Here is a 23,016-nt window from a genome sequence, read left to right on the forward strand (position 1 = left end):
AACCACACCGTGGTGGAGGTGGCACCATCATCGCCAGGTAGTCCCATGCCTTCGGCGCTTCCGGCGATCCGTGACATCAAAGCGTCCAAGCTGGTGCGGGTCTTTTGTAGTGCGACTGCGACCTCGCGTAGCTCACGGCCGGTCAACCTCCAGGGCTCACACACGGCAGCATCATCGATCAACGACGACAACTGCTCGATGATCATGCAGTAGCTCCTGGAATTGGAAGGGTTTTCGACTCACCTCAAAGCCTAAACACCACCACCGACACCCCAAATCCAGCACACAGAGGTTGTCCACAACGAGACTCGTCCTGCGGGAAATCATCCGTCACGCAGGACGAGAATCACACGACGGATGCGACCGTCATCCACTAGAGTCAGGCACAACGAATGCAAGGAAGCCGGTGAGATTCCGGCACAGTCGCGCTACTGTGACGCAGCCGTTGGCTGCGGAGTCAGACCCGAGTGTTCGTCCAACCCATCAAGCGGGGACGCACGTATCCCCGAGGAGGACACATGTCGCAAATCTCTGCGGCGCCACTGTCTGGCGCCCCTTCACTTCCCACCGTCCCGATGCGGGAGCTGGCCCCATGGGCCGCGCTGTTCGGGCTGCTCGCGGTGCTGGTGATCTTCTTCATCAGTGCCGACCAGGGCGCTATCTCCATCCCGTCAGGTAATGCGATCCACGAATGGGTTCACGACGGACGTCATCTGCTCGGCTTCCCCTGCCACTGACGTTCGTTTCGCCCCAACACCCACTGGATCTCGTGTCGTTTTCGGCTGCCCGAAAAGGGAGGCGCGACGGCACCACCCGAACGGAACACACTCATATGAATGCACGCGCTTTTCTAGTACGCGGCCTGCTGGCCGGACTCATCGCCGGTCTGGCGGCCTTCTTCGTGGCCTATCAGGTCGGCGAACCTCACGTGGAGAAGGCCATCTCGCTGGAGGCGTCAGGAGCCGAGGCGCCGACCGACGAAGCTGCAGCGGCCGATCACGAGCACGGCGACGAAGCAGCCGCCCATACCCACTCGCACGGCGACGAAGACAGTGGCACAGAAGTCTCGCGTCACAATCAGCGCACGTGGGGCCTGCTGACCGGCACGTTGTCGGTGGGGATTGCCCTGGGTGGACTCGCTGCTCTCGTTTCGGCGGCGGTCGTCGGTCGTCTCGGCCGGATGATGCCGGGGCAGTCGACCTCGTTGATCGCGCTGATCGGCTTTGTCTCGGTCGCCTTGGTGCCGTTCCTGAAGTATCCGTCAACACCGCCTGCGGTGGGCAGCGGCGATACGATCGGCGAGCGTACCGGCCTGTACTTCGGATTCCTTCTGGTCTCGATCCTCGCCGCAGCCGTCACAACCTATTTGGCGGTGAAGCTGCGTGACCGAATCGGCACCTACGCCGCAGTCGTAGCGGGTATCGCGGTCTATCTGGTCGTGATGGTCGTCGCGGGTCAGTTGTTCTCGACGGTCAACGAGATCGGCGACTTCCCGGCCGACACACTGTGGTTCTTCCGTCGCGGCTCGCTGTTCACCCTCGCCACGATGTGGGGCGTACTCGGCGTCGTACTGACGGGTCTGATCTCTCGTCTGTACGCCGCAGATCTGGCGAAGGCCGCGCGACGCGAGCTAGCTGCGAGCCTGTGACCGACTGAGCCGACGGGCTTCGAGCGGTCGGTCCGCGATCAGGTGTTCGGTGACTATCCGGCACACGACCTCAGGATCGACCGCTCCGTACCAGGTGTCATCTGGCTGCACGCTGACCACAGGCGCATGATTGCACGGGAACAGGCAGCCCGTCTGGGTCACGAGAACGTCGTCGTCGCCCAGACCTCGGTCTTTGAGCTCGACGTCGAGTGCTCGTGCCGTCGCATCGGATCCGCGTGCTGTGCAACGAGGTCCCCGGCACACCAGCACCTGATGGCGGTGCCGGGGCACCTCGTCCCAGGCTTGCGACGTCAGTGGAGCCTCGGTCCCGGCGATGGGCTTGACGGCAGGCAGCACGATCCGGATCTCGTCGAGGCTCTTGGCGAGACGTGTGCTGACATCGACAACGGGACGGAGACCGGTCCGTTCCCGCCACCAATGGCCGGCGACCCTGCGCAGCCATGAGTGCGCCGGGCCAAGAGTCCCGAGGTTGACCCCGACAAGCGTGATGCGGTCGACCTGCTCGTCGGCCAACCGCGTGAGCTCACGTGACAGCGAAGGATCTGCCATCTGCAAGAAGGCGATACTGGCACCTGGTTGCAGGTCCTGTGCAGCCTGCTGCAATTCTTCGCGACGGTCGACGTCGCTGGCAGACATGCCGACGAGCAGCAGAGCGCTCATCGGTGCGACTCGATCCAAGCCACGGCGTCGTCGAGGTTGTCGACTGCGGTCACTGCGGGATCTGACGCCGGGCGCTCGACGACGATGACCGGGATGTCGAGCCTTCCGGCCACTTCCATCTTGGGCCAGGTCAGCGCTCCGCCGGAATCCTTGGTGATCAGGACGTCCGCGCGATGCTTCGTCATGACCTCAAGCTCGCCGTCGACGGCGTACGGGCCGCGACTCGCCAGAATCGTCCAGCTAGAAGGCACGTCTAGGTCCGGCGCATCCACGACTCTGGCGAGCACGGCGTGTGCGGCCAGAGCAGTCGTGAACCGGGCGAGTTCCTGCCGTCCCACCGTGAGAAAGGGTCGACGTCCCACGACCGCCGCAAGATTGGCTGCTTCCTCGTGGGATGCGACATAGCGCCAGCGAGGATCGACCGGCCATGCCGGACGTTGGAAGCGCAGGAGCGGGACCTCGGTGCAGGCCGCTGCGGCATTGGCACTTATTCCGCGGGCGAAGGGGTGGGTCGCATCAACCACGACGTCGAAGTCGGCCGCCGCCTCGCGGAGCCCCTCGACGCCGCCGAATCCGCCGATCCGCACCGCCCCGACGGGCAGCGTCGGGTCGTTGACTCGGCCGGCCAACGAGGTCGTCACGTCGATGCCGAGATCGACCAGCCGCCGGGCCAGCGCACGTGCCTCGCCGGTGCCGCCCAGGAGCAGGACCCTCATCGACTCAGACCGATCTGCACGGTCGACAGATCGGTCGGCGCTCCGTTACGGGCCAGCAACAACAGCGCTTCGACGTCGAGATGCTGCTCCGCGAGATCACCGAGCCGGTCGAGCCGAGATTCCCGGGCAGCCGGGAACGAGACACAGGAGGGCTCGACGGCCAACGCCTCAGCGAGGAATGCGCGACGGAACTGGTCGCCTTCAAGGCTGCCGTGCCACATCGTGCCGAAGACCTGATCCGACCGCGCTCCGCCGAGGAACGGTTCATCACCACCGACCGTGATCCGGCCGTGATGGATCTCGTACCCGCTGGCCGGTGCACCGAGCGCGTCGCCGGTGGGGAGCCGCAGGACTTTGTCGCTGCCGAACTCCGTGCGGACGTCGAGCAGTCCGAGGCCCTGGACGACCGCTCCCGGTTCACCCTCAACACCCACCGGATCCGCAATGCTGTGGCCGAGCATTTGAAAGCCTCCGCAGATGCCGAGCAGCGGTCGACCCCGTCGTGCGTGATCGATCAACGCACGGTCGAGGCCGCGAGCGCGCAGCCAGGCGAGATCGGCAATCGTCGCCCGCGTGCCGGGCAGCACGATCAGATCGGCATCGCCGAGATCACGTGGATCTGTCGCGAACGTGACGTCCAGGCCAGGCTCGAGCCCCAATGCATCGACGTCGGTGAAGTTGCTGATGCGCGGGAGCCGGATGACCGCGACCTTGCGGGCCTGCGTTCCGGTGTTGCGGCGGCTTTCGAGGTCGAGCGCATCCTCCGAATCCAGCCACAGATGCTGGTCCCATGGGAGTACGCCGAAGATCGGTCGTCCTGCCAGGCGCTCAAGCGCGTCGATCCCCGGTTGCAGGAGGCTCTGGTCGCCGCGGAACTTATTGACCACGAATCCTGCGATGAGTCGTTGGTCGCTGGCCGACAGCAATGCGAGGGTGCCGAACATCGCCGCGAAGACGCCGCCTCGGTCGATGTCACCGACGACGATCGTGGGCAGTTGGGCGTGCTGGGCCAGCCCCATGTTGACGTAGTCGCCGTCGCGCAGATTGATCTCGGCCGGGCTACCGGCACCTTCGGCGATCACAAGGTCGTACCTGGAAGCCAGATCATCGAAAGCGTCGTGAGCCGCCTCAGCGAGGTGCCTTCGCCCAGTGGTCCAGTCGGAGGACGAGACTTCGCCAGCAGGCTGCCCCATGACCACGACATGGCTTCGTCGGTCGCTGCCGGGTTTGAGCAGGACCGGGTTCATGGCGGGTTCAGGCGCTGCTCCGGCTGCCAAGGCCTGCACCCACTGTGCCCGGCCGATTTCGGCATGCACGCCCGCGGCGTCGACACACACCATCGAGTTGTTCGACATGTTCTGCGCTTTGTACGGCGCGACCCGCACTCCGCGACGTGCGATTGCCCGGCACAGAGCCGTGGTCACGATGCTCTTCCCGGCGTCCGAAGTGGTGCCGGCGACCAGCAGCCCGCTCACGGAGCCCGCAACAGGTAGACGTCCATGACCCAACCGGCCGACTTCTTCGCCCGTCCGCGTGCTTGCTCGATCGAGGACAGCGCGTCAGCCACTCGGCCATGAACCAGTTCCTCCGATGAGGTGCCGAGATTCGCGCCCCACCAAATCGTCCAGTCGTCGAGGCCAGCCAGATCAAGTGACGCGCTCAACATGACGGCGATATTGGTCTGACCAGCTTCGATCGCCTCACGTAGACGTCGCGCGGTCGTGACGTGGACGGGGGATCCGACCGGATGCAGCACCATCTTGTGGCGAGCAGCCAGCAGTTGCGGCGCGGAGATTCCGGGCAGCACCTCGTACTCCAGCGGCATCCGCGAGGCCAGTTGCTCGACGATGCGGATCGTCGAGTCGTACAGCGAGGGATCGCCCCACACCAGGAACGCCGCAGTGCCTTCGCGGGCACGAAGCACCTGCTCGTACGCCACAACTCGCGCCTCGTGCCACGCCTTCACAGCGCCGGGATAGTCCGCCGGATCACGCCGGTCGCGTTCAGGATCGGTCACCGCGACGAGATCGAGTCCGAAGTGATCCGCGATGACCCGGCGTGCCGCCAGCAGCCCGTCGTCCGGACCCTTGGTGGCAGCGATGACGTAGTTGGCTCCGGCCAAGGCCTCGGCGACCTCTCCCGTCACATGCTGCAGTCCCATGCCGACCCCGGCGATGAGCACCTTCACTGTCCGCGGTCCTCCAGGTCGCCCTCGACGTCGAGGTACACCGCCTGCATCGCCTCAAGGGTTTCAGGATTGGGCTCGGCCCACAGGCCACGATCGGCGGCCTCGTGCAGACGTTCGACGATGCCGCGCAAGGCCCACGGGTTGGATTTGCGAAGGAACTGCTGGTTGGTCTCGTCGAGCACGTACTCCTTCGCGAGCGTCTCGTACATCCAGTCGTGCACGACGCCCGTCGTGGCGTCGAAGCCGAACAGGTAGTCGACCGTCGCGGCCAGCTCGAACGCACCCTTGTAGCCGTGGCGCTGCATCGCACCGATCCACCGCGGGTTGACGACGCGGGCGCGGAACACCCGGGTCGTCTCCTCCTGCAGCGTGCGGGTGCGGACGGCGTCGGGCGACGTCGAGTCGCCGACGTACGCCTTGGGGTCGCTACCCGTCAGCGCGCGCACCGTCGCGATCATGCCGCCGTGATACTGGAAGTAGTCGTCCGAGTCGGCGATGTCATGCTCGCGGGTGTCGATGTTCTTGGCCGCGACCGCGATGCGCCGGTAGTTGGCGCGCATGTCGTCGGCCGCCGGGGCGCCGTCGAGGTCGCGACCGTAGGCGAAGCCGCCCCAAGCCGTGTAGACGTCGGCGAGGTCGTCGTCGTTCTTCCAATTGCCGGCCTCGATGACCTGCAGGATGCCCGCGCCGTACGAGCCGGGCTTCGAACCGAAGATGCGGACAGTTGCACGTCGCTTGTCTTGGTGAACGTCATAGTCGGCCAAGTAGTGCTTGCGGACGTAGTTGCGGTCGTCGGGCTCGTCGAGCTCGGCGACCTGGCGGATCGCGTCGTCGAGGATCGAGATGACGTGCGGGAACGCGTCGCGGAAGAAGCCCGAGATACGTACCGTGACGTCGATGCGGGGGCGCCCCAGCTCGTCGAGCGGGACGATGCGCAGGCCGTTGACCCGCCTGGAGGCCGGGTCCCACTCGGGCTCGACGCCGATCAGTGCGAGCACTTCGGCGATGTCGTCGCCGGACGTCCGCATGGCCGACGTGCCCCAGACCGACAGGCCGACCGAGCGTGGGTACTCGCCGGTGTCGTGCAGGTGCCGCTCGATCAGTGAGTCGGCCATCGCGCGTCCGGTCTCCCACGCGAGGCGCGACGGGACGGCCTTGGGGTCGACGGTGTAGAAGTTGCGACCCGTCGGCAGGACGTTGACGAGTCCGCGCAGCGGCGAGCCCGACGGTCCGGCCGGGATGAAGCCGCCATCGAGGGCGTGCAGCACGTGGTCGAGCTCGTCGGTGGTCTTCGCCAGGCGCGGGACGACCTCGGTCGCGGCGAACTCAAGCACCTGGACCACATCTGGGCTGTCATGCAGAGTCCTGGCCACTGAAGGTGACCATTGTTCCTTTTCCATGGCGAGCACCAGCTCGCGGGCCTGCTCCTCGATCTCGTCGATCTCCACCAACGCCGCTCGTCCTGAGCCTGTCGAAGGGTCGCCCTCCTTGAGCCCGAGCGCCGAGCGCAGGCCCGGGACGGCTCCAGTCTCGCCGCCCCAGATCTGGCTGGCGCGCAGGATCGAGAGCACGAGGTTGACCCGCGCCTCTCCTGACGGCGCCTGCCCGAGGACATGCAGGCCGTCGCGGATCTGCGCGTCCTTGATCTCGCACAGCCAACCGTCGACGTTGAAGATGAAGTCGTCGAAGTCGTCCTCGTCCGGGATGTCGTCGAGCCCCAGGTCGCGGTGCATCTCGGCGGCACGCATGTGGGTCCAGATCTGCGAGCGGATCGCCGGCAGCTTGGCCGGGTCCATCGCCGCGATGTTGGCGTACTCGTCGAGCAGCTGCTCGAGCTTGGCGATGTCGCCGTAGCTCTCGGCGCGCGCCATCGGCGGGATCAGGTGGTCGACGATCGTGGCGTGCGCGCGTCGCTTGGCCTGCGCGCCCTCGCCCGGGTCGTTGACGAGGAACGGATAGATCAGCGGCAGGTTGCCGATCGCGGCGTCGGTGCCGCACGCGGCCGATAGCGCCGCGTTCTTGCCCGGCAGCCACTCCATCGAGCCGTGCTTGCCGAGGTGGACGACGGCGTGGGCGCCGAACGACTCTTCCACCCACCGGTACGCGGCGAGGTAGTGGTGCGACGGCGCCATGTCGGGATCGTGGTAGATCGCGACGGGGTTCTCGCCGTAGCCGCGGGGCGGCTGGATCATCAGGATGACGTTGCCGGCGCGGATCGTGGCGAGGACGATTTCCTGTTCATCATTCACGAACAGCTTGCCGGGCGCGGGCCCCCACGCCTCGAGCATCGCGTCGCGCAGGTCGGGGTGGAAGTTCTCGAACCACTCGGCATACTGCGCGGCCGGGATACGGACGTGGCTCTCGTTGAGCTGCACCTGTGTGAGCCACTCCTCGTCCTGGCCGCCAGCCGCGATGAGCGCGTGGATCAGCGCATCGCCGGCCTCGGTCAGGTCGTCCATCTCGAGGCCGGGCACATCGCCAGGAGCGCCGAGGTCGTAGCCGGCGTCGCGCATCGCGCGCAGCAGGCGGATCGTCGACGCAGGGGTGTCGAGGCCGACGGCGTTGCCGACGCGGCTGTGCTTGGTCGGGTAGGCCGACAGCATCAGCACGATCTTCTTGTCGGCGGCCGGCAGGTGGCGCAGGCGGGCGTGGGCGATCGCGATGCCGGCCACGCGGGCGCTGCGCTCGTCGTGCGCGACGTAGCGGGGCAGCCCGTCCTCATCGATCTCCTTGAACGAGAACGGCGCAGTGATGATGCGTCCGTCGAACTCGGGGATCGCGATCTGGTTGGCCGAGTCGAGTGGCGTCACGCCGTCGTCGGACTCCTCCCAGTCCTCGCGGCTCGATGTCAGGCACAGACCCTGCAGGATCGGGATGTCGAGCGCCTTCATCCGCGCGACGTCCCACGACTCGTCGTCACCACCGGCGCTGACGGTGCCGGGCTTGGTGCCGCCCGCCGCGAGCACCGTGACGATCAGGGCGTCGAGCTTCGCCAGCTCGTCGAAGAGGGCGTCGGGGGCCGCGCGGAGGGATGAGCTGAAGATCGGGACGCCGGCGGCCTCGCCGGTCGCGTCGATCGCGTCGGCGAGCGAGTGCGCGAAGCCGCTGTTACCGGACGCCTCGTGCGCCCGGTAATACAAGACCCCGATTCGCGGCAGGTCCGCCGGCTTGGCCGGGCGCTCGGCCACCCCAAACTCGGGCAGCGTCGCCGGCGGCTCGAAGCCTACGCCCGTCAGCAGGACGGTGTCGGACAAGAAGGCGTGCAGCTGCGCGAGGTTGGCTGGGCCGCCCTCGGCGAGGTAGACGTGCGCGTCGGCCGCGACGCCGATCGGGACGGTCGACTGCTCCATCAGCTCGGCGCTCGGGGTCTGCTCGCCGCCGAGTACCACGATCGGCTTGCCGAGGTCGCGGATGCGCCAGAAGCCCGAGCACAGGTCCTGCGGGGAGCCGAGGATGCGGGCGACGATCAGGTCGGCCTTCTCGAGGGCCTCGGCCATCTCGGTGTGGTTCGGTCGGGATGGGTTGGCGTACAGGTAGTCGGCTCCCGACGCGCGTGCGGAGAGCAAGTCGGTGTCGGACGTGGACAGCAGGGCAATACGTGTAGACGACTCGGCCATGGTGCCGGGCTCCTCCTAGGGGTTCTCGCCCCATCAATTGGTCGGACCGTCCCGTGAACAGTGTCTGGCTTCATCCTGTCGGATGTCACAGTGGCGGAACCGCCCCGGATTGTCACCGGGTTCCTGCGCCACGGGCGTACTCGAAGACTACGGGAGAACCAGCGGTGGCCGTCGGACGCCCTGGTTGCCGGTCACGTCCGAGCCGCAGGCGACAATGGGGCAATGCTTGGTTTGACGTTGTCGACGCCCGATCTTCCTGCGGCAGGAGAGCCCGGAATGGCGGGTGTCACGTTGGTGGGCGGCGGGCCCGGCGACCCCGAACTGATCACGGTCGCAGGCCTGAAGGCCCTCATGGCCGCCGATGTCGTGGTGGCCGATCACCTGGCCCCCTTGGCGTTGCTGGAGCAGTTGCGTCCCGGCGTCGAAGTCCTCGATGTGGCCAAGTTCCCTCGCGGACGGACGACTCCGCAGGAGGCGATCAATGAGCTGCTGATCGATCGCGCGAAGCAGGGATTGCGAGTCGTCCGGCTCAAAGGCGGCGACGGTTACGTGTTCGGGCGCGGTTTCGAGGAGCTTCATGCCTGCCGTGAGGCAGGCGTTCCGGTCAGGGTCGTTCCGGGTCTGTCTTCGGCGGTCGCGGTTCCGGCGCTGGCCGGAATCCCGGCAACCCATCGTGGCTTGGTCCACGGTTTCACGGTCGTGTCGGGTCACGTGCCTCCGGGGCATCCGTCGAGCCTGACCGATTGGTCGGCTCTGGCTTCCGTCGGCGGCACGATCATCGTCTTGATGGGTGTAGCCAACGCGGGTCACATCGCCGATGCGCTGACGGCCGGCGGGATGGGAGCGGAGACGCCCGTCGCATTGATCTGCGATGGCAGCCTCCCATCGGAACGGACGATTCTCACGACGCTGGACGAGGTGCGCGTCACGATGGAGCGAGAACAGGTCGAACCGCCGGCCGTGATCGTCATCGGTGCCGTTGCGGCGCTTGCCGGACAGTCGACGCAGACCCGCTGACTCGGTGTGAGCTACACCGTCCTGCTGCCGAACAGCAGATGGAAGGGCTTCGCCGCCAGCGTCAGCATGGGGCGGCGTCCGCTCAGGAATCGCAGCGGACCGTCGTCGGCGAATCGCCAGACGGCCCGGCCCGAACCCATCCGGATACGTCCGCGGACGCGCGAGACCTTCAGACTTCCTCGCCGATCCTGGGCGATACGGAATCCGAGGGGGAGCGCGAACGGCAGCCGCCGGATTCGTCCGATCTGCAGTGAGCCGATGTCCTTGGCCACGTAGGAGGCATGTGGGGAGACTTCGAAGTCGGCAAGTTCCTTCGGAATCGCCCAGAGAGCACGGCCGCCGTCGCGGGAGGCGGGACTGTTGACCCAGATATGGGTGATCGAGATCCGCAGCCGCCATCCGTCACGTACCACGACTGTCGACATGACCTCGTCGTACGTCAGGGGGCTCGGTTGCTCATAGACGAAGAACGCGGCAGAGACGATGCCACGACCGAATATCGTCACGGGTACGGTGGCCGCCGAGTGCGGCCGTGGCAGGTCTTGACGCGGTATGAGCCAGATGCCGATGTAGGCATGCCCGTGCAGATCCCACGGCTCGGCCGGAAAGCTGTTCACCGCCATGCGAAGGCCTCCGGCTGCAGTGTCCTGGTCCGTTTGGCATAGGGATGCGTGGAACCCGGCCAATTGGACGTGATCCGGCCCGATGCGTGGCGATACCAGCTGTTGCAGTGCGACCACACCGAACGTCCGAGGCGGGCCTGGATCTCACGGTCGTACGCCTCCTCGGCTGCTTCGGTCACCTCGACCGATCGATGCCGATGGTTCCGCAGGTGATCCAGACTCTGACGCATGTGACGGGCCTGCGCCTCAAGCATGTAGATGATCGAACCACCGCCGAGATTGGTGTTGGGGCCGTACGACAGGAACAAGTTGGGGAAGTTCGGCACGTAGATGCCGAGATACGCGCGAGCGCCATCGGTCCATTGTGCGGAGAGCTTCTGGCCGCCTACGCCGGTGATGTCGATCGGCTCGAGGAACTCCTGGGTGTCGAAGCCGGTCGCGTAGATGATGACATCGACGTCGTGGACGGAGCCGTTCGAGGTCACGACGCCGGTGGGTGTGATTTGCGTGATCGCATCGGTCACCAAGTCGACATGGGGTTTCGCGATCGCGGGGTAATAGGTATTGGCGAACAGGATCCGTTTGCAGCCCACGGGGTAGTCAGGGGTGAGTTTGGCCCGCAGGACGGGGTCTTTGATCTTGGCTGACAGATGTGTGAGAGCGATGGTCTTGATGGTCTTGCCTGCAACCGTGCCGTCGTCGAGACCGCGGGAGAACTGTTCGGCGACTCCCCAGAACGTGGCCCGTTCGCCCTTGAGCATGCCCGGGATATGCCGCATGCCCGCGCGATACCGCGGACCGTACGACTGGTCGGGCTTCGGCACGATGTACGAAGCCGATCGCTGGAACACTACGAGCTCTGCGGCCTGCTCGGTTAGCTCCGGGATGAACTGGATAGCGCTGGCACCGGTGCCGACCACGGCGACCTTCTTGCCGGTCAGATCAACGCTGTGATCCCAGCGCGCTGAGTGGAAGGTGGCGCCGGCGAACGTCTCGATGCCGGGGATCGGTGGAAGGACGGGCTGCGACAGCTGTCCCACGGCACTGACCAGGAGGTCAACGGTCTGTGCGGAACCGTCGTCGAACCGGACGGTCCAGTTCGATGCGTCCTCGTCGAAGTGCGCGGCCACCACGGTGCGACCCAGTTGCACGAGCGGCGTGATGCCGTACTTGTCGGCCGTCGAGCGCAGGTAGGCCAAGATCTCGGGCTGACGGGCGTACCGGTACGACCAGTCGGGATTCGGTTCATAGGACAACGAGTACAGCGGGGACGGCACATCGCACGCGGCACCCGGATAGGTGTTGTCGCGCCAGACTCCGCCGATGCTGTCCGCGCGCTCCCACAGCCGCAGGTCGCCATGGCCGGCGCGGCGCAGTTCGATCGCGACGGCGAGTGCGCCGAAGCCGGATCCGATGATCCCGATGGATGTCATGTGGTCCCTTTCTGGGCGAACAGCAGAACACTGTCGGTCAGCAGGTCGAGCGCCTCGTCCCTCGTGTAGGTACCGCGTTGCAGCCATTCGCGACATACGGCTTTGGTCAGCGCAGCGACGGGACGAAGCCTTGCACGCAGGTGTGGGGTGTCGGGCAGGCCCAAGGCATCTAGTACGAGCCGTGCGGCGCGGTCATCGGCTTCGTCGACGATCGCCTGCACATCGGATGCGCCATGCAGGTTGGCAGCGCCGCTCGCCGCGATCCAGGCCTGTCCGTAGGTCGTGGCTGCCTCGAGGATCCAGTCCATCGTGAGTCGCGCGCGTTCTTCGATCGGTCGACCGTGGAAGTCAGGTAGAGCGGCTTCAGGCATCAGGATCGAGCCGCGCATGACTTCGAGGAACAGCTCACGCTTGTCGCCGAAATAGTGGTTGATCAATCCACGGGCCACCCCGGCCGCGTTCGCCAGCTCTGCCGTCGACACATCGGCATATGGGCGGTCGCTGTAGAGCACCCCGGCGGCATCGATGATCTGCTGTCGCCGGGCGGCAGGGGCAAGGCGTTGCCGGATCGCGTTCACGTCCTGAGTGTTGCGGGCTATTGGCAGAGTGTCAACAAGGTCGTAGGGTGCAGCCATGACGAAGTACGACTATGACGTTCTCGTGGTGGGTTCCGGCTTCGGTGGCAGTGTTGCGGCGCTCCGCCTCACAGAGAAGGGGTACCGCGTCGGGGTGCTCGAGATGGGGCGCCGTTTCACCGACGACCAGCTACCGAAGACGTCGTGGCAGGCGCGGCGGTACCTCTGGGCGCCGTGGGCACGTTGCTTCGGCATCATGCGGTTGACGCTCCTCAAGGACGTCCTGATCGCCAGCGGCACCGGCGTCGGGGGCGGGTCGCTCGTCTACGCCAACACGCTGTATGAACCGCTCGACGCGTTCTACGACGACCAGCAGTGGGCGCACATCACCGACTGGAAGGCGGAGCTCGCGCCGCACTACGCCCAGGCCAAGAAGATGCTCGGTGTCACGACCTATCCCGGGGTGACACCGGCCGACGAACTCATGGCGGCGCTCGCAAAGGACTACGGCGTCGAAGACACGTTCCACGCGGCGGATGTCGGTGTGCTGTTCGGCGAGAGTCACGGTATCGAGCCGGGACAGGAGGTCGCTGACCCGTTCTTCGGCGGCGCCGGGCCCACACGGCGCGCCTGCATCGACTGCGGGGCTTGTATGACGGGGTGCCGTCACAATGCGAAGAACACCTTGGTCAAGAACTATCTTCATCTGGCTGAGGGGGCGGGGGCACGCGTGCATGCCATGACGACCGTCACGGATGTGCGCCCTCGCGGATCGGACGGTTACACGGTCCACACTCATCGGACGGGCAATGCGCTGCGTCGCCGGACCTTCACGGCTGAGCAGATCGTCTTCGCAGGCAATGCGCTCAACACCCAAGAACTCCTGCACACCTTGAAGCGCACCTCGTTGCCGCGGCTCTCCGATCGCATCGGCGAGCTGAGTCGCACCAACTCCGAGGCTGTTCTGTCGGCCAGGTCGGCGGATCCCCGCGCCGATTACACACCTGGAGTCGCGATCACCTCCTCCTTCCACCCGGATGCCGACACCCACGTCGAACCCGTCCGGTACGGGCGTGGTTCCAGCGCGCTGTCGCTGATGAACATGGCATTGCCCGATCGTCCAGGGCCCGGCGGCCGGCTGCGCGCCGTGCTGCGTGGCTACCGGCTGCTGGGCCTGCGCGGCACGGTGCGGTTGCATGTGCCGCGTCGCTGGGCCGAGCAGTCGATCGTCGTGCTCGTGATGCAGTCCCTCGACAACTCGATCACGACGTTCACCAAACGCGGCCTGTTCGGGCACAAGATGACCAGCCGCCAGGGTGTGGGGCAACCCAATCCGGCGTACATTCCGGTCGCCGACCGGGTCGCCAAGGACATCGCCGACCGAATCGGCGGGCACCCAGGCAGCTCGACCGGTGAGCTGGTCGGGGTTCCGCTGACGGCACATTTCATCGGCGGTTGCGTCATCGGTGAGTCGACGTCCACCGGTGTCGTGGATCCGTACCAGCGGATCTTCGGCTACAAGGGCCTGCACATCAGCGATGGCTCGACGATCACAGCCAATCTCGGCGTCAATCCATCGCTGACGATCACCGCTCAGTCAGAACGCGCGATGGCATTGTGGCCCAACAAGGGGACCCTGGATCAGCGGCCGGAGCTGGGTAGGCCCTACCGACGGATCGATGCAGTCGCACCAGCCAATCCCGCCGTTCCCGCGGGCGCATCGGCAGCGCTGTTGCTCCCCGTGCCGCCTATCCCGCCGCGAGCTCCTTGACGATGTTGTTCATATAGGAGATCTCGACCATCTGCTCGCGGATGATGTGCTGGGCGATGCTTCGCGTGAAGGAATTCTCCGCATCGGCCAGGTAATCCTTCGACATGTCGACAGCACCTTGATGATGTTCGACCATGAGTCGCAAGAACTCGATCTGACCGTTCTTCCAGTCCATCGCGGCGAACTCATCGACCTTCTCCTGCGCCACCATGCCCGGCATCGACGACATGCCGTGATCACCGTGGGAGTCGGCGCCGGATGATTCGCCCCATGCCTCCAGCCAGGCCTGCATGACACCGATTTCGCGGGACTGGTCCTGCTTGATGAATCGCGCCGAGGCGGCGATCCTCTCATCGGCCTTTTCGTGACCCAGCAGGATGTCGCTGAGCTCGATGGCTTGTTGGTGGTGCATGGCCATATCACTGGCGAAACGCACGTCAGCGCTGCTGGGCGACTCCGCCTTCTTCAGCTTCGGGAAGGTCTTGACCGTGCCCCACGGACGTTCGACTGTCGTTGGCGCCACAGTCGCGCCACCGATGTTCACGACCTTTTCGTCGGAGCCACCGCCGCATGCGGTGAGCAGCAAGCAGGTCACCAGGGTGATGAGTGGGACGATGAAGTAGCGACGCGGCGACATGCGAGTCCTTTTCGGGGTGCCGGGATGTGACACCACGACTCTGCCACCCGAAAGGGTCGCGCGGGCCGGATCAACAAGACGGCATGTCATCGGTGCACCTGCCTGGCGTAGGCTGCCTCCGAGCAGTACGCGCCATCCGTAGGGCGCGTCGAAACAGAATGAGGATTGCAACGTGTCCGACATCCAGATCGCCGTCACTCCGCCAGATTCAGGGCCTGAGTCACGATCCGTCGAGAAGGGCACGAAGGCCTGGCAGCTCTTCGCCGACAGCCCCGAGATCATCGCTGCCCGCGTCGGCGGGGATCTCAAAGACCTCGCGTACGAACTCAACGACGGCGACGACGTCGAAGGTGTCGCGATCGACTCCGCTGACGGGCGCGACATCCTGCGCCACTCGACGGCTCATGTCATGGCTCAGGCCGTGCAGGAGCTGTTCCCGCAAGCCAAGCTCGGTATCGGCCCGCCGATCACCGATGGCTTCTATTACGACTTCGATGTCGACGAGCCCTTCGTCCCCGAAGACCTCGTCAAGATCGAGGCGCGGATGAAGAAGATCGTCAAGGAGGGCCAGAAGTTCGACCGCCGCGAGGTCACCGACGACGAGGCGCGCGCCGAACTCGCCGACGAGCCCTACAAGCTCGAGCTGATCGGACTGAAGAGCACCGCAGGCGACGCTGCCGAAGGTGCCGGTGTCGAGGTCGGCGAGGGCGGATTGTCGATCTACGACAACCTCAAGCGCGATGGGTCTGCGGTCTGGGGCGATCTGTGCCGTGGTCCGCACCTGCCGACCACCAAGCGCATCCCGGCGTTCAAACTGATGCGTTCGGCCGCCGCCTACTGGCGCGGAAACGAGAACAACAAGCAGCTTCAGCGGATCTACGGAACCGCCTGGGAGACCAAGGAAGCTCTCGACGAGCATCTGCTCCGGATCGAGGAGGCCCAGCGCCGCGATCACCGTCGCCTCGGCACCGAGCTCGATCTCTACAGCTTCCCCGACGAGATCGGCTCCGGCCTGCCGGTGTTCCACCCGAAGGGTGGTGTGATCAAGCGGGAGATGGAGGACTACGTCCGCCGCCGGCACATCGAGGAGGGTTTCGAGTACGTCGGCACCCCTCACATCGCCAAGGAGGGTCTGTTCTACACCTCAGGTCACCTGCCGTACTACGGCGAAGGCATGTTTCCGGCGCTCGACGTCGACGGCCAGGACTATCGCCTCAAAGCGATGAACTGCCCGATGCACAACCTGATCTTCCGGTCGCGCCAGCGCTCCTATCGTGAGTTGCCGCTGCGGTTGTTCGAGTTCGGCCATGTGTACCGCAACGAGAAGTCCGGCGTCATCCACGGTCTGACCCGTGTCCGCGGGTTCGCACAAGATGATTCGCACTCGTATGTGACGCCTGAGCAGGCACCCGGCGAGATCAGGCATCTGCTCAACTTCGTGCTGAGCCTTCTGCGCGACTTCGGGATGGACGACTTCTACCTCGAGCTGTCGACCCGGGACGACTCCAAGCCCGACAAGTTCATCGGCTCGGACGAGGACTGGGCGCTGGCGACCCAGGTTCTGGAAGATGTCTGTCTCGAGACCGGCCTCGAACTCGTACCTGATCCGGGTGGCGCCGCCTACTACGGTCCCAAGGTGTCGGTACAGGCTCGCGACGCGATCGGCCGCACCTGGCAGATGTCGACGGTTCAGTACGACTTCAACATGCCGTCGACCGAGCGGTTCAACCTCGAATATGTGGCTGCTGACGGGACTCGCCAGCAACCGGTCATGATCCACGCGGCCAAATTCGGTTCGATCGAGCGGTTCATGGGCGTCCTCGTCGAGCACTACGCCGGTGCGTTCCCTCCGTGGCTGGCACCTGTGCAAGTTGTGGGTATTCCGGTCGCAGAACGGCACGCCGACTACCTGTATGAGCTCGCCAAGCGACTCAAGACACTGGGAATCCGTGTCGAGGTCGACGACTCCGACGAGCGTATGCAGAAGAAGATCCGCAATGCGCAGACTCAGAAGGTCCCGTTCATGCTGATCGCGGGCGACAACGACGTCGAGGCAGGCGCGATCTCGTTCCGCTATCGCAGCGGCGACCAGGAGAACGGCGTCGCACTCGATGACGCCGTGGCCCGCATCGTCGAGGCGATCGAGACCCGCGTCCAGGTCTGACTGTGCGCTACCGCTTCGCGCCCGTGCCGACCTGGCCGGGCGCGATGCGGGAAACCCCGTTGTCGTGACGGACGAGGATCTTGGCGATATTGCCCGGGTCGGCCGAGTCGAACCACACGTCCACCTGATCGCCGACCGCGATCAACCGGCTGGGGGACTGAATCGCCGGAGCGGTGACCCATCGGGTGGCACCGCTGTAGTCGCGGAACGAGACCGTGACAGTTGCGAGTTTGATGTTGGGGGAGACGGCGAACGGGGCCAGCCCGTCGTCGGTGACGGTGCCGACGACGTGGGCACCGCTTTGCAAGCGATCGACCCGGGCGGTGGAGGCACGTCGCCGCATGCGTCCGAGCACCGTCAAGGCAGCGACCGCTCCCGCCAGAGTAAGCGGGATCACGTGTGCCAGCAGGGGAGTTTCGGAGGCCCACGCCACCAAGCCGCCAGTCAGCAGCGCAGCGGCGAGATAGATGCCACCGGTGATTCGTGGCGCCGGCGACAGGCCCATGCGAGAGCGCATACTCCAGGACGTGGTCGCCAGCAGCCCGAGGAAGCATGCGAAGCCCGAGACGATGACGGGCAGTACCCAGATGGGATTGGAAAGCTGGGTGACATGACCCAGGACGCCCGCGATGACCGCGGCGCCGATAACGCATATGAAGAGAACAATCAGCTGCATGGCCGTCGACGCCGACGCGCTCTGGCGGGCGGCAAGACGTTCTGCGGACGTCGGCGGTCGCTGCATGCTCATGGGGCAAGTCAACTACACGACGTGTCCGGCGGGGCGCGGTCGTCCATCAGAGGCACACACTAGGCTTGCTCGGGTGACTGACGAGCAGCAGTACCAGGCCGGCGCGGGGGAGCCCGACGCCTTCGAGCGCCTGTGGACTCCGCATCGGATCGTCTATATCAAGGGTGAGAACAAACCCGAATCCTCGGCCGAGGCCGATTGCCCGTTCTGCCGCATCCCTGCGATGGACGACGCCGAGGGCCTCATCGTCCACCGCGGCACCGTCTCGTACGCCGTGCTGAATCTGTATCCCTACAACGCCGGACACCTACTCGTCTGCCCGTACCGGCATGTGGCCGACTACACAGAGCTGTCAGACGAGGAGACTGCGGAGATCGCCGACCTCACCAAGACAGCGATGCGGGTCATGCGTACCGTCACGAGTCCGCACGGCTTCAACCTGGGGATGAACCAGGGCGATGCCGCCGGTGCCGGAATCGCGGCCCATCTACACCAACACATCGTTCCCCGCTGGGGCGGCGACGCCAACTTCATGCCCGTCATCGGGCACACCAAGACCATGCCGCAAATGCTCGGCGACACCCGTGAAATGCTCGCGGCCGCCTGGCCCAAGGAGTCATAGAAGCCATGCTCGAACGTTTTCGCCAATTCTGGACCAATGTCTGGTCGCCTCTTGCTGACCTGTTTCTGCGCATGGGGATCACCCCCAACCAGGTCACGGTCGTCGGCACGATCGGCGTCAGTGCCGGCGCCTTGTGGTTCTTTCCACGTGGTCAGTTCTTCATCGGCGTCATGGTTGTCACAGCCTTCGTGTTCAGCGACATCATGGACGGCTACATGGCGCGCAAGCTGGGCACGACGTCGAAGTGGGGGGCATTCCTCGACTCGACGCTCGATCGGGTCGGTGACGCTGCCGTGTTCGGTGGCATCATGCTGTACTACACGACGTCGGACGCGAAGGCCGATCTCGGCGATCCGCGCATCTATCTCTGGCTGAGCTTCGCATGTCTGGTGCTGGGCAACCTCACGTCGTACGCGCGCGCACGCGCCGAGTCGCTCGGGATGACGGCCAAGGGCGGAATCGCCGAACGGTCGGACCGGCTGGTGTCGATCCTGGTCATGACGGGATTCGCGGGTCTGCTCGACATGCCGTTCCTGCGCGAAATCACACTGTGGGCGTTGGCTCTCGCAAGCCTCATCACGGTCTTCCAGCGACTCATCATGGTCTACAAACAAACGATAGAACCCCCGGAAGGTCATACGAGCGTGTGACACTGCTGAGGTGAATCCGGTCGAGGACAGCGCAACGACCTATCGCTTCTTGACCGACACCTTGAGGACATCGGGAGTCGACAGGCCACTTGCTCGTGCCATCGCGGTGCTGTGTTTCGCCATCGCCTTGTTGGGCATGACGATGCAGTTTCTCAGCACCGGCCCTGACACTCCGCTCGAGCGCTGGACCGTCGCCGGGTGCTGTCTGTCAGCAGTTGTGGTCGGTCTGCTCTGGTGGTGCATGCCTTGGCCGGGGCACTGGGGCGCGATCGGTTTTGTGGTCTGGGCCGATGTGGCGATGGCGGCCGTGCTGTGGTCGTACGTGAGTCCGGTGGCGCGGTTGTGCGGATCAACCGAATTCGCGGTCATCGGGGTCTTCGCAGGATTTCTGCTGGGCCGGTGGATTCTCGCGGCTCACTGTATGTTCGCCACTGCCGTCCTCGGGGTCTTCATCGTCGACGCGATCGTGACCGACCATTTCAGCTTCAGCGCTCTGTTCGCCTACTACACGCCGGCTTTTGTCGTGGTCGTGTTCCTGCCGGTACTTATTCAGTACATCATCGAGACGATGCGCTCTGCGGCCGAGTACACGGCGCACGATGCCTTGCACGATCCGCTGACCGGCAGGTTGAACCGGCGCGGCATGTACGTCCGGGCCAATGCGGTGCTCGCGGACCCGGAGTTGGGAGACACCGTCGCTGTGCTCGTGATCGACGTCGACAAGTTCAAACAGGTCAATGACACCTTCGGTCACGATATGGGCGACCTGGTGCTTCGCCGTCTGGGCGAACGGTTGGAGGCTGCGGCCAGATCGTCCGATGTCGTGGCGCGTACGGGTGGTGAAGAGTTCACGGTCATTGCTCGTTTGAATCAGGCCGATGTGTCGGAGTGGGCTGAACGAGTGAGACGAGAGTCCGCCGCTGGTGGTGCTCCTGTCGCTGTCACAGTCAGTATCGGTGTGGCGGCGCGGCCCATGGGCGGCTCCGACGAGAGAGTCGCTCACGACGTGATCAGTGGCCTTATTCGGGCCGCCGATCACGCGATGTACATCGCCAAACAGGCTGGCGGCAACGCCGTCGAGGGCCCGGCAGATCTATATGACATTGTCAATGGCACATAGACGTTGACACATACCCTCGGTATGGTCCATGCTTGCAGTACTGCCAAGCCGTACCGAGGAGTTCTCGATGTCTCAGACGCTGGATCAACCGCACGCCGAGCTGCCTGATATTCCGGTCGACGTCACGCCGGAGGAATATCACGAGATCTTGCAGGGGCTGTCACAAGCCTCGGTCGACCGCCACTTCGATGCGTTCATCGACATCGACTGGGACCACCCTGACTTCCAAGTCCGGTCCGACGATCCGAGGTGGGTGCTGCCCACGGACGTCGACCCGTTGGGCGCGCACCCGTGGTACCAATCGCAGTCCTTGGAGCGCCAGATCGAGATCGGGCAGTGGCGGCAGGCCAATATCTTGAAGGTCGGTCTGCAGTTCGAGAACATCCTGATCCGCGGCATCATGCAGTACGTCTTCACCCTCCCGAACGGGTCGCCCGAATACCGCTACCTGACCCACGAGGCCACTGAGGAGTGCCACCACACCCAGATGTTCCAGGAGACGGTCAACCGGATCGGCGCCCCGGTCAAGGGCATGCCGTGGCTGATGCGCCGGGTCGCCACGATCCTGCCTTGGGCCGGGTCTGCGGTGCCGTATGCATTCTTCATCGGCGTCCTGGCCGGCGAGGAGCCGATCGATCACACCCAGAAGGGCATCTTGCGCAGTGGCAAGGAGCTGCCCCCGGTGTTGTCGCGGATCATGGAGATCCACGTCGCCGAAGAAGCGCGGCACATCTCGTTCGCGCATCACTACATCCGTCGGCATGCGCCGAGTCTCAGCCGCGGCGACAAGTTCATCATGTCGCTGCTGTTCCCGGTCATCATGCGGGTCCTGTGCGATGTGATCATGGTGCCGTCCAAGGCATTCCGCAAGGAATTCGGTATTCCGCGCAGCGTCATGAAGGACCTGTACTGGCGCGCGCCCGAATCGCGTGAGCGCCTGCAGGAGCTGTTCGGCGACGTCCGGATGCTGGCCGATCAGGCCGGGCTGCGCAAGAGCCGTCTGGCTCGGATGATGTGGAAGCTCTGCCGTATCGACGGCAGGTCTTCGCGCTACCGCAGCGAGCCGCCGGTGGCCTTCGCGATCCAGGACTGACCATGACGCATGTCGTGACCCAGTCGTGCTGTGGCGACGGGTCGTGTGTCTTCGCCTGCCCGGTCAACGCGATTCACCCGACACCTGACGAGGCCGACTTCGGTCTGGCCGAGATGCTGTACATCGATCCGGTCTCGTGTGTCGATTGCGGCGCATGCGTCACGGCCTGCCCGGTGGGTGCCATCGCGCCGGCCGGCAAGCTGACCGAGGCGCAACTGCCGTTCGTCGACATCAACGCACTGTTCCACGCCGAGCCGCGTGACTACCCACCACAGGCTCCCGTGACGCCGATCATCGCCGCGAGCCGGCCAGAGCCGTTGCGGGTCGCGATCGTCGGTTCCGGGCCGGCGGCTCTGTACGCGGCAGATGAGCTGCTCAAGAGGCCCGGCTCGCAGGTCAACGTATTCGACCGGTTGCCCACGCCGCACGGACTCGTGCGTGCAGGGGTCGCGCCGGACCATCAGACAACCAAACAGGTCGAAGGCCTGTTCCGCCAGATCGAGGACCAGGACGGATTCTCCTACTTCCTGAACGTCGAGGTAGGTACCGAGATCAGCCACGAGCAGCTCGCGGCGCACCACCACGCCGTCGTCTACGCGACCGGCGCCTCGCAGGACAGGCGGCTCGACATCCCGGGTGAGGACCTGCCCGGAAGCTCGACCGCGACGGCATTCGTGGCTTGGTACAACGGACATCCCGACCATGCCGGTCAAGAATTCGACCTGAGCACCGAACGCGTCGTGATCGTGGGCAACGGCAATGTCGCTCTCGACGTCGCTCGCATCTTGGCGACAGACCCATCGGACCTCGCCAGCACGGATATCGCAGATCACGCGCTGGACGCCCTGCGTACGAGTGCAGTCCGCGAGATCGTGCTGCTCGGACGTCGTGGAGCCGCCCAGGCCGCGTTCACCCTGCCGGAACTGATCGGTCTGATGGCCCGCGACGATATCGAGATCGTGGTCGAGGGAGATCAGTTGATCGAGCCCGTCGATGATCCGATGACGGCCCTCAAGATCTCGGTGTTGCGATCGGCCGCCTCGCGTCCGGTTCGTCAGGGAGCCCGCCGGATCGTGTTCCGGTTCGCGTCATCGCCGGTGTCGATCGTCGGAGAGTCGCAGGTCGAGGGCCTGACGATCGGCCGCAATGAACTGGTTGCTTCCGATGGCGTCATTCGGCCGGTGGACACGGGGGAGACCCATCAGATCACAGCAGGGCTGGTGCTGCGTTCGATCGGCTACCGCGGCGTGCCATTGCCCGATCTGCCGTTCGACGAGTCCGCAGCTGTCGTACCCCATGAAGGCGGACGCGTGCAAGGCCGTACCGGCACCTATGTCGTCGGGTGGATCAAACGCGGTCCCAGCGGATTCATCGGAACCAACAAGACGTGCGCTCAGGAGACGGTCGATCATCTCGTGACCGACTTCAATGCCGGACTCCTGCAAGTTCCGCAACGCTCTTCGGCCCAGCTGACGGCTCTTGTGCGGTCGCAGGTGGCCCAGGTCATCGACGTCGACGGCTGGCGTGCGATCGATCTGGCCGAGCGCGCGGAGGGAACACGGACCGGACGTCCACGACGCAAGCTGGTTCGGCTGACCGACCTCGTGGAGCAAGCTACTCGGGAGTACACGCCACGCCGCAGACGCCGGGGATTTGCGCGCCGCTGACACATATGTCCGCAATGTGTCCGGCCGAATCTCGCGGCTACCCCGG

General features: G+C 65.2%; 21 protein-coding genes and 1 riboswitch. Of the genes, 10 read left to right on the forward strand and 11 right to left on the reverse strand.

Translation table 11 applies throughout. The features are described 5' to 3' along the window. Nucleotides 1–206: hypothetical protein (locus ACXJKC_RS00005; protein ID WP_456694608.1), on the reverse strand; the 206-nt coding region annotated here is incomplete at its 3' end. Between the two features lie 312 nt (nt 207–518). Here ACXJKC_RS00005 and ACXJKC_RS00010 point away from each other — a divergent pair. Both ACXJKC_RS00010 and ACXJKC_RS00015 read left to right on the forward strand, forming a co-directional pair. Next, nucleotides 519–737 (forward strand): CbtB domain-containing protein, encoded by a 219-nt coding sequence (locus ACXJKC_RS00010; RefSeq protein WP_456694609.1) that lies wholly within the window; start codon nt 519–521, stop codon nt 735–737. 95 nt (nt 738–832) lie between these two features. Then, nucleotides 833–1,648: a CbtA family protein gene (locus ACXJKC_RS00015; RefSeq protein WP_456694610.1), complete on the forward strand. Its 816-nt coding sequence runs from the start codon at nt 833–835 to the stop codon at nt 1,646–1,648. Here ACXJKC_RS00015 and ACXJKC_RS00020 read toward each other — a convergent pair. The 5 genes from ACXJKC_RS00020 to cobN are packed head-to-tail and all read right to left on the reverse strand — an operon-like array spanning nt 1,631 to nt 8,850. Next, nucleotides 1,631–2,329 carry a (2Fe-2S) ferredoxin domain-containing protein gene (locus tag ACXJKC_RS00020; protein ID WP_456694611.1) on the reverse strand — a complete coding sequence of 233 codons (699 nt, stop codon included), beginning with the start codon at nt 2,327–2,329 and terminating at the stop codon, nt 1,631–1,633. The genes ACXJKC_RS00015 and ACXJKC_RS00020 overlap by 18 nt on opposite strands. Then, on the reverse strand, nt 2,326–3,045 hold the full coding sequence (locus ACXJKC_RS00025; RefSeq protein ID WP_456694612.1) for a cobalt-precorrin-6A reductase: 720 nt from the start codon (nt 3,043–3,045) through the stop codon (nt 2,326–2,328). Before ACXJKC_RS00025 ends, ACXJKC_RS00020 begins: the two co-directional genes overlap by 4 nt. Then, entirely contained in the window at nt 3,042–4,520 is a 1,479-nt protein-coding gene (locus ACXJKC_RS00030) for a cobyric acid synthase (RefSeq protein WP_456694613.1), read from the reverse strand. Before ACXJKC_RS00030 ends, ACXJKC_RS00025 begins: the two co-directional genes overlap by 4 nt. Next, nucleotides 4,517–5,233 carry a precorrin-6A synthase (deacetylating) gene (cobF, locus tag ACXJKC_RS00035; protein WP_456694614.1) on the reverse strand — a complete coding sequence of 239 codons (717 nt, stop codon included), beginning with the start codon at nt 5,231–5,233 and terminating at the stop codon, nt 4,517–4,519. Before cobF ends, ACXJKC_RS00030 begins: the two co-directional genes overlap by 4 nt. After that, nucleotides 5,230–8,850 carry a cobaltochelatase subunit CobN gene (cobN, locus tag ACXJKC_RS00040; RefSeq protein ID WP_456694615.1) on the reverse strand — a complete coding sequence of 1,207 codons (3,621 nt, stop codon included), beginning with the start codon at nt 8,848–8,850 and terminating at the stop codon, nt 5,230–5,232. Before cobN ends, cobF begins: the two co-directional genes overlap by 4 nt. A gap of 38 nt (nt 8,851–8,888) precedes the next feature. Next, nucleotides 8,889–9,017: riboswitch (cobalamin riboswitch) on the reverse strand. A 109-nt stretch (nt 9,018–9,126) separates the two neighbouring features. On the opposite strand from cobN, the gene cobA reads away from it, so the two are divergent. Continuing rightward, entirely contained in the window at nt 9,127–9,867 is a 741-nt protein-coding gene (gene cobA, locus ACXJKC_RS00045) for a uroporphyrinogen-III C-methyltransferase (RefSeq protein ID WP_456694935.1), read from the forward strand. Nucleotides 9,868–9,878: 11 nt separating this feature from the next. Here the strand turns inward: cobA and ACXJKC_RS00050 are convergent, their stop codons facing one another. Genes ACXJKC_RS00050 through ACXJKC_RS00060 form a run of 3 tightly spaced genes read right to left on the reverse strand, consistent with a single transcriptional unit; the run spans nt 9,879 to nt 12,501 of the window. Then, a complete protein-coding gene (locus tag ACXJKC_RS00050) occupies nt 9,879–10,490 on the reverse strand; it encodes a hypothetical protein (protein ID WP_456694616.1) in 612 nt (203 codons plus the stop codon). Beyond that, nucleotides 10,481–11,923, reverse strand: coding sequence for a flavin-containing monooxygenase (locus ACXJKC_RS00055; RefSeq protein ID WP_456694617.1), 1,443 nt, complete (start codon nt 11,921–11,923; stop codon nt 10,481–10,483). The genes ACXJKC_RS00050 and ACXJKC_RS00055 overlap by 10 nt, the downstream gene beginning before the upstream one ends. Continuing rightward, the gene (locus tag ACXJKC_RS00060) at nt 11,920–12,501 is read right to left on the reverse strand and encodes a TetR/AcrR family transcriptional regulator (RefSeq protein ID WP_456694618.1); all 582 of its coding nucleotides are present in this window, start codon (nt 12,499–12,501) and stop codon (nt 11,920–11,922) included. Before ACXJKC_RS00060 ends, ACXJKC_RS00055 begins: the two co-directional genes overlap by 4 nt. A gap of 55 nt (nt 12,502–12,556) precedes the next feature. On the opposite strand from ACXJKC_RS00060, the gene ACXJKC_RS00065 reads away from it, so the two are divergent. Then, complete coding sequence (locus tag ACXJKC_RS00065) at nt 12,557–14,269, forward strand: FAD-dependent oxidoreductase (protein ID WP_456694619.1); 1,713 nt, start codon at nt 12,557–12,559, stop codon at nt 14,267–14,269. On the opposite strand, the gene ACXJKC_RS00070 is transcribed toward ACXJKC_RS00065, so the two are convergent. Then, nucleotides 14,247–14,906: a DUF305 domain-containing protein gene (locus tag ACXJKC_RS00070; protein ID WP_456694620.1), complete on the reverse strand. Its 660-nt coding sequence runs from the start codon at nt 14,904–14,906 to the stop codon at nt 14,247–14,249. The two genes, ACXJKC_RS00065 and ACXJKC_RS00070, sit on opposite strands and share 23 nt — an antisense overlap. 181 nt (nt 14,907–15,087) lie before the next feature. On the opposite strand from ACXJKC_RS00070, the gene thrS reads away from it, so the two are divergent. Then, nucleotides 15,088–17,070: a threonine--tRNA ligase gene (thrS, locus tag ACXJKC_RS00075; RefSeq protein WP_456694936.1), complete on the forward strand. Its 1,983-nt coding sequence runs from the start codon at nt 15,088–15,090 to the stop codon at nt 17,068–17,070. 7 nt (nt 17,071–17,077) lie between these two features. Here the strand turns inward: thrS and ACXJKC_RS00080 are convergent, their stop codons facing one another. Further along, complete coding sequence (locus ACXJKC_RS00080; protein WP_456694621.1) at nt 17,078–17,818, reverse strand: hypothetical protein; 741 nt, start codon at nt 17,816–17,818, stop codon at nt 17,078–17,080. 73 nt (nt 17,819–17,891) lie between these two features. Between ACXJKC_RS00080 and ACXJKC_RS00085 the strand changes: the two genes are divergently transcribed. The 5 genes from ACXJKC_RS00085 (at nt 17,892) to ACXJKC_RS00105 (ending at nt 22,970) form a co-directional block, all read left to right on the forward strand. Then, nucleotides 17,892–18,440, forward strand: coding sequence for an HIT family protein (locus ACXJKC_RS00085; RefSeq protein ID WP_456694622.1), 549 nt, complete (start codon nt 17,892–17,894; stop codon nt 18,438–18,440). A 5-nt stretch (nt 18,441–18,445) separates the two neighbouring features. Further along, a complete protein-coding gene (gene pgsA / locus ACXJKC_RS00090; RefSeq protein ID WP_456694623.1) occupies nt 18,446–19,090 on the forward strand; it encodes a phosphatidylinositol phosphate synthase in 645 nt (214 codons plus the stop codon). 10 nt (nt 19,091–19,100) lie between these two features. Beyond that, nucleotides 19,101–20,210 (forward strand): GGDEF domain-containing protein, encoded by a 1,110-nt coding sequence (locus tag ACXJKC_RS00095; RefSeq protein WP_456694624.1) that lies wholly within the window; start codon nt 19,101–19,103, stop codon nt 20,208–20,210. Between the two features lie 67 nt (nt 20,211–20,277). After that, nucleotides 20,278–21,303, forward strand: coding sequence for an AurF N-oxygenase family protein (locus tag ACXJKC_RS00100; RefSeq protein ID WP_456694625.1), 1,026 nt, complete (start codon nt 20,278–20,280; stop codon nt 21,301–21,303). Nucleotides 21,304–21,305: 2 nt separating this feature from the next. Continuing rightward, entirely contained in the window at nt 21,306–22,970 is a 1,665-nt protein-coding gene (locus ACXJKC_RS00105; protein ID WP_456694626.1) for an FAD-dependent oxidoreductase, read from the forward strand. Nucleotides 22,971–23,016 lie beyond the last annotated feature (46 nt).

Source organism: Aeromicrobium sp. P5_D10, from assembly GCF_054049535.1.

Coding starts and splice junctions, on each gene's coding strand:
- cobA (WP_456694935.1), top strand. CDS start 9,127: ATGGCGGGTGTCACGTTGGTGGGCGGCGGGCCCGGCGACCCCGAACTG.
- cobN (WP_456694615.1), bottom strand. CDS start 8,850: ATGGCCGAGTCGTCTACACGTATTGCCCTGCTGTCCACGTCCGACACC.
- ACXJKC_RS00080 (WP_456694621.1), bottom strand. CDS start 17,818: ATGAGCATGCAGCGACCGCCGACGTCCGCAGAACGTCTTGCCGCCCGC.
- ACXJKC_RS00020 (WP_456694611.1), bottom strand. CDS start 2,329: ATGAGCGCTCTGCTGCTCGTCGGCATGTCTGCCAGCGACGTCGACCGT.
- ACXJKC_RS00100 (WP_456694625.1), top strand. CDS start 20,278: ATGTCTCAGACGCTGGATCAACCGCACGCCGAGCTGCCTGATATTCCG.
- ACXJKC_RS00050 (WP_456694616.1), bottom strand. CDS start 10,490: ATGGCGGTGAACAGCTTTCCGGCCGAGCCGTGGGATCTGCACGGGCAT.
- ACXJKC_RS00055 (WP_456694617.1), bottom strand. CDS start 11,923: ATGACATCCATCGGGATCATCGGATCCGGCTTCGGCGCACTCGCCGTC.
- ACXJKC_RS00070 (WP_456694620.1), bottom strand. CDS start 14,906: ATGTCGCCGCGTCGCTACTTCATCGTCCCACTCATCACCCTGGTGACC.
- ACXJKC_RS00105 (WP_456694626.1), top strand. CDS start 21,306: ATGACGCATGTCGTGACCCAGTCGTGCTGTGGCGACGGGTCGTGTGTC.
- ACXJKC_RS00015 (WP_456694610.1), top strand. CDS start 833: ATGAATGCACGCGCTTTTCTAGTACGCGGCCTGCTGGCCGGACTCATC.
- ACXJKC_RS00025 (WP_456694612.1), bottom strand. CDS start 3,045: ATGAGGGTCCTGCTCCTGGGCGGCACCGGCGAGGCACGTGCGCTGGCC.
- pgsA (WP_456694623.1), top strand. CDS start 18,446: ATGCTCGAACGTTTTCGCCAATTCTGGACCAATGTCTGGTCGCCTCTT.
- ACXJKC_RS00065 (WP_456694619.1), top strand. CDS start 12,557: ATGACGAAGTACGACTATGACGTTCTCGTGGTGGGTTCCGGCTTCGGT.
- ACXJKC_RS00010 (WP_456694609.1), top strand. CDS start 519: ATGTCGCAAATCTCTGCGGCGCCACTGTCTGGCGCCCCTTCACTTCCC.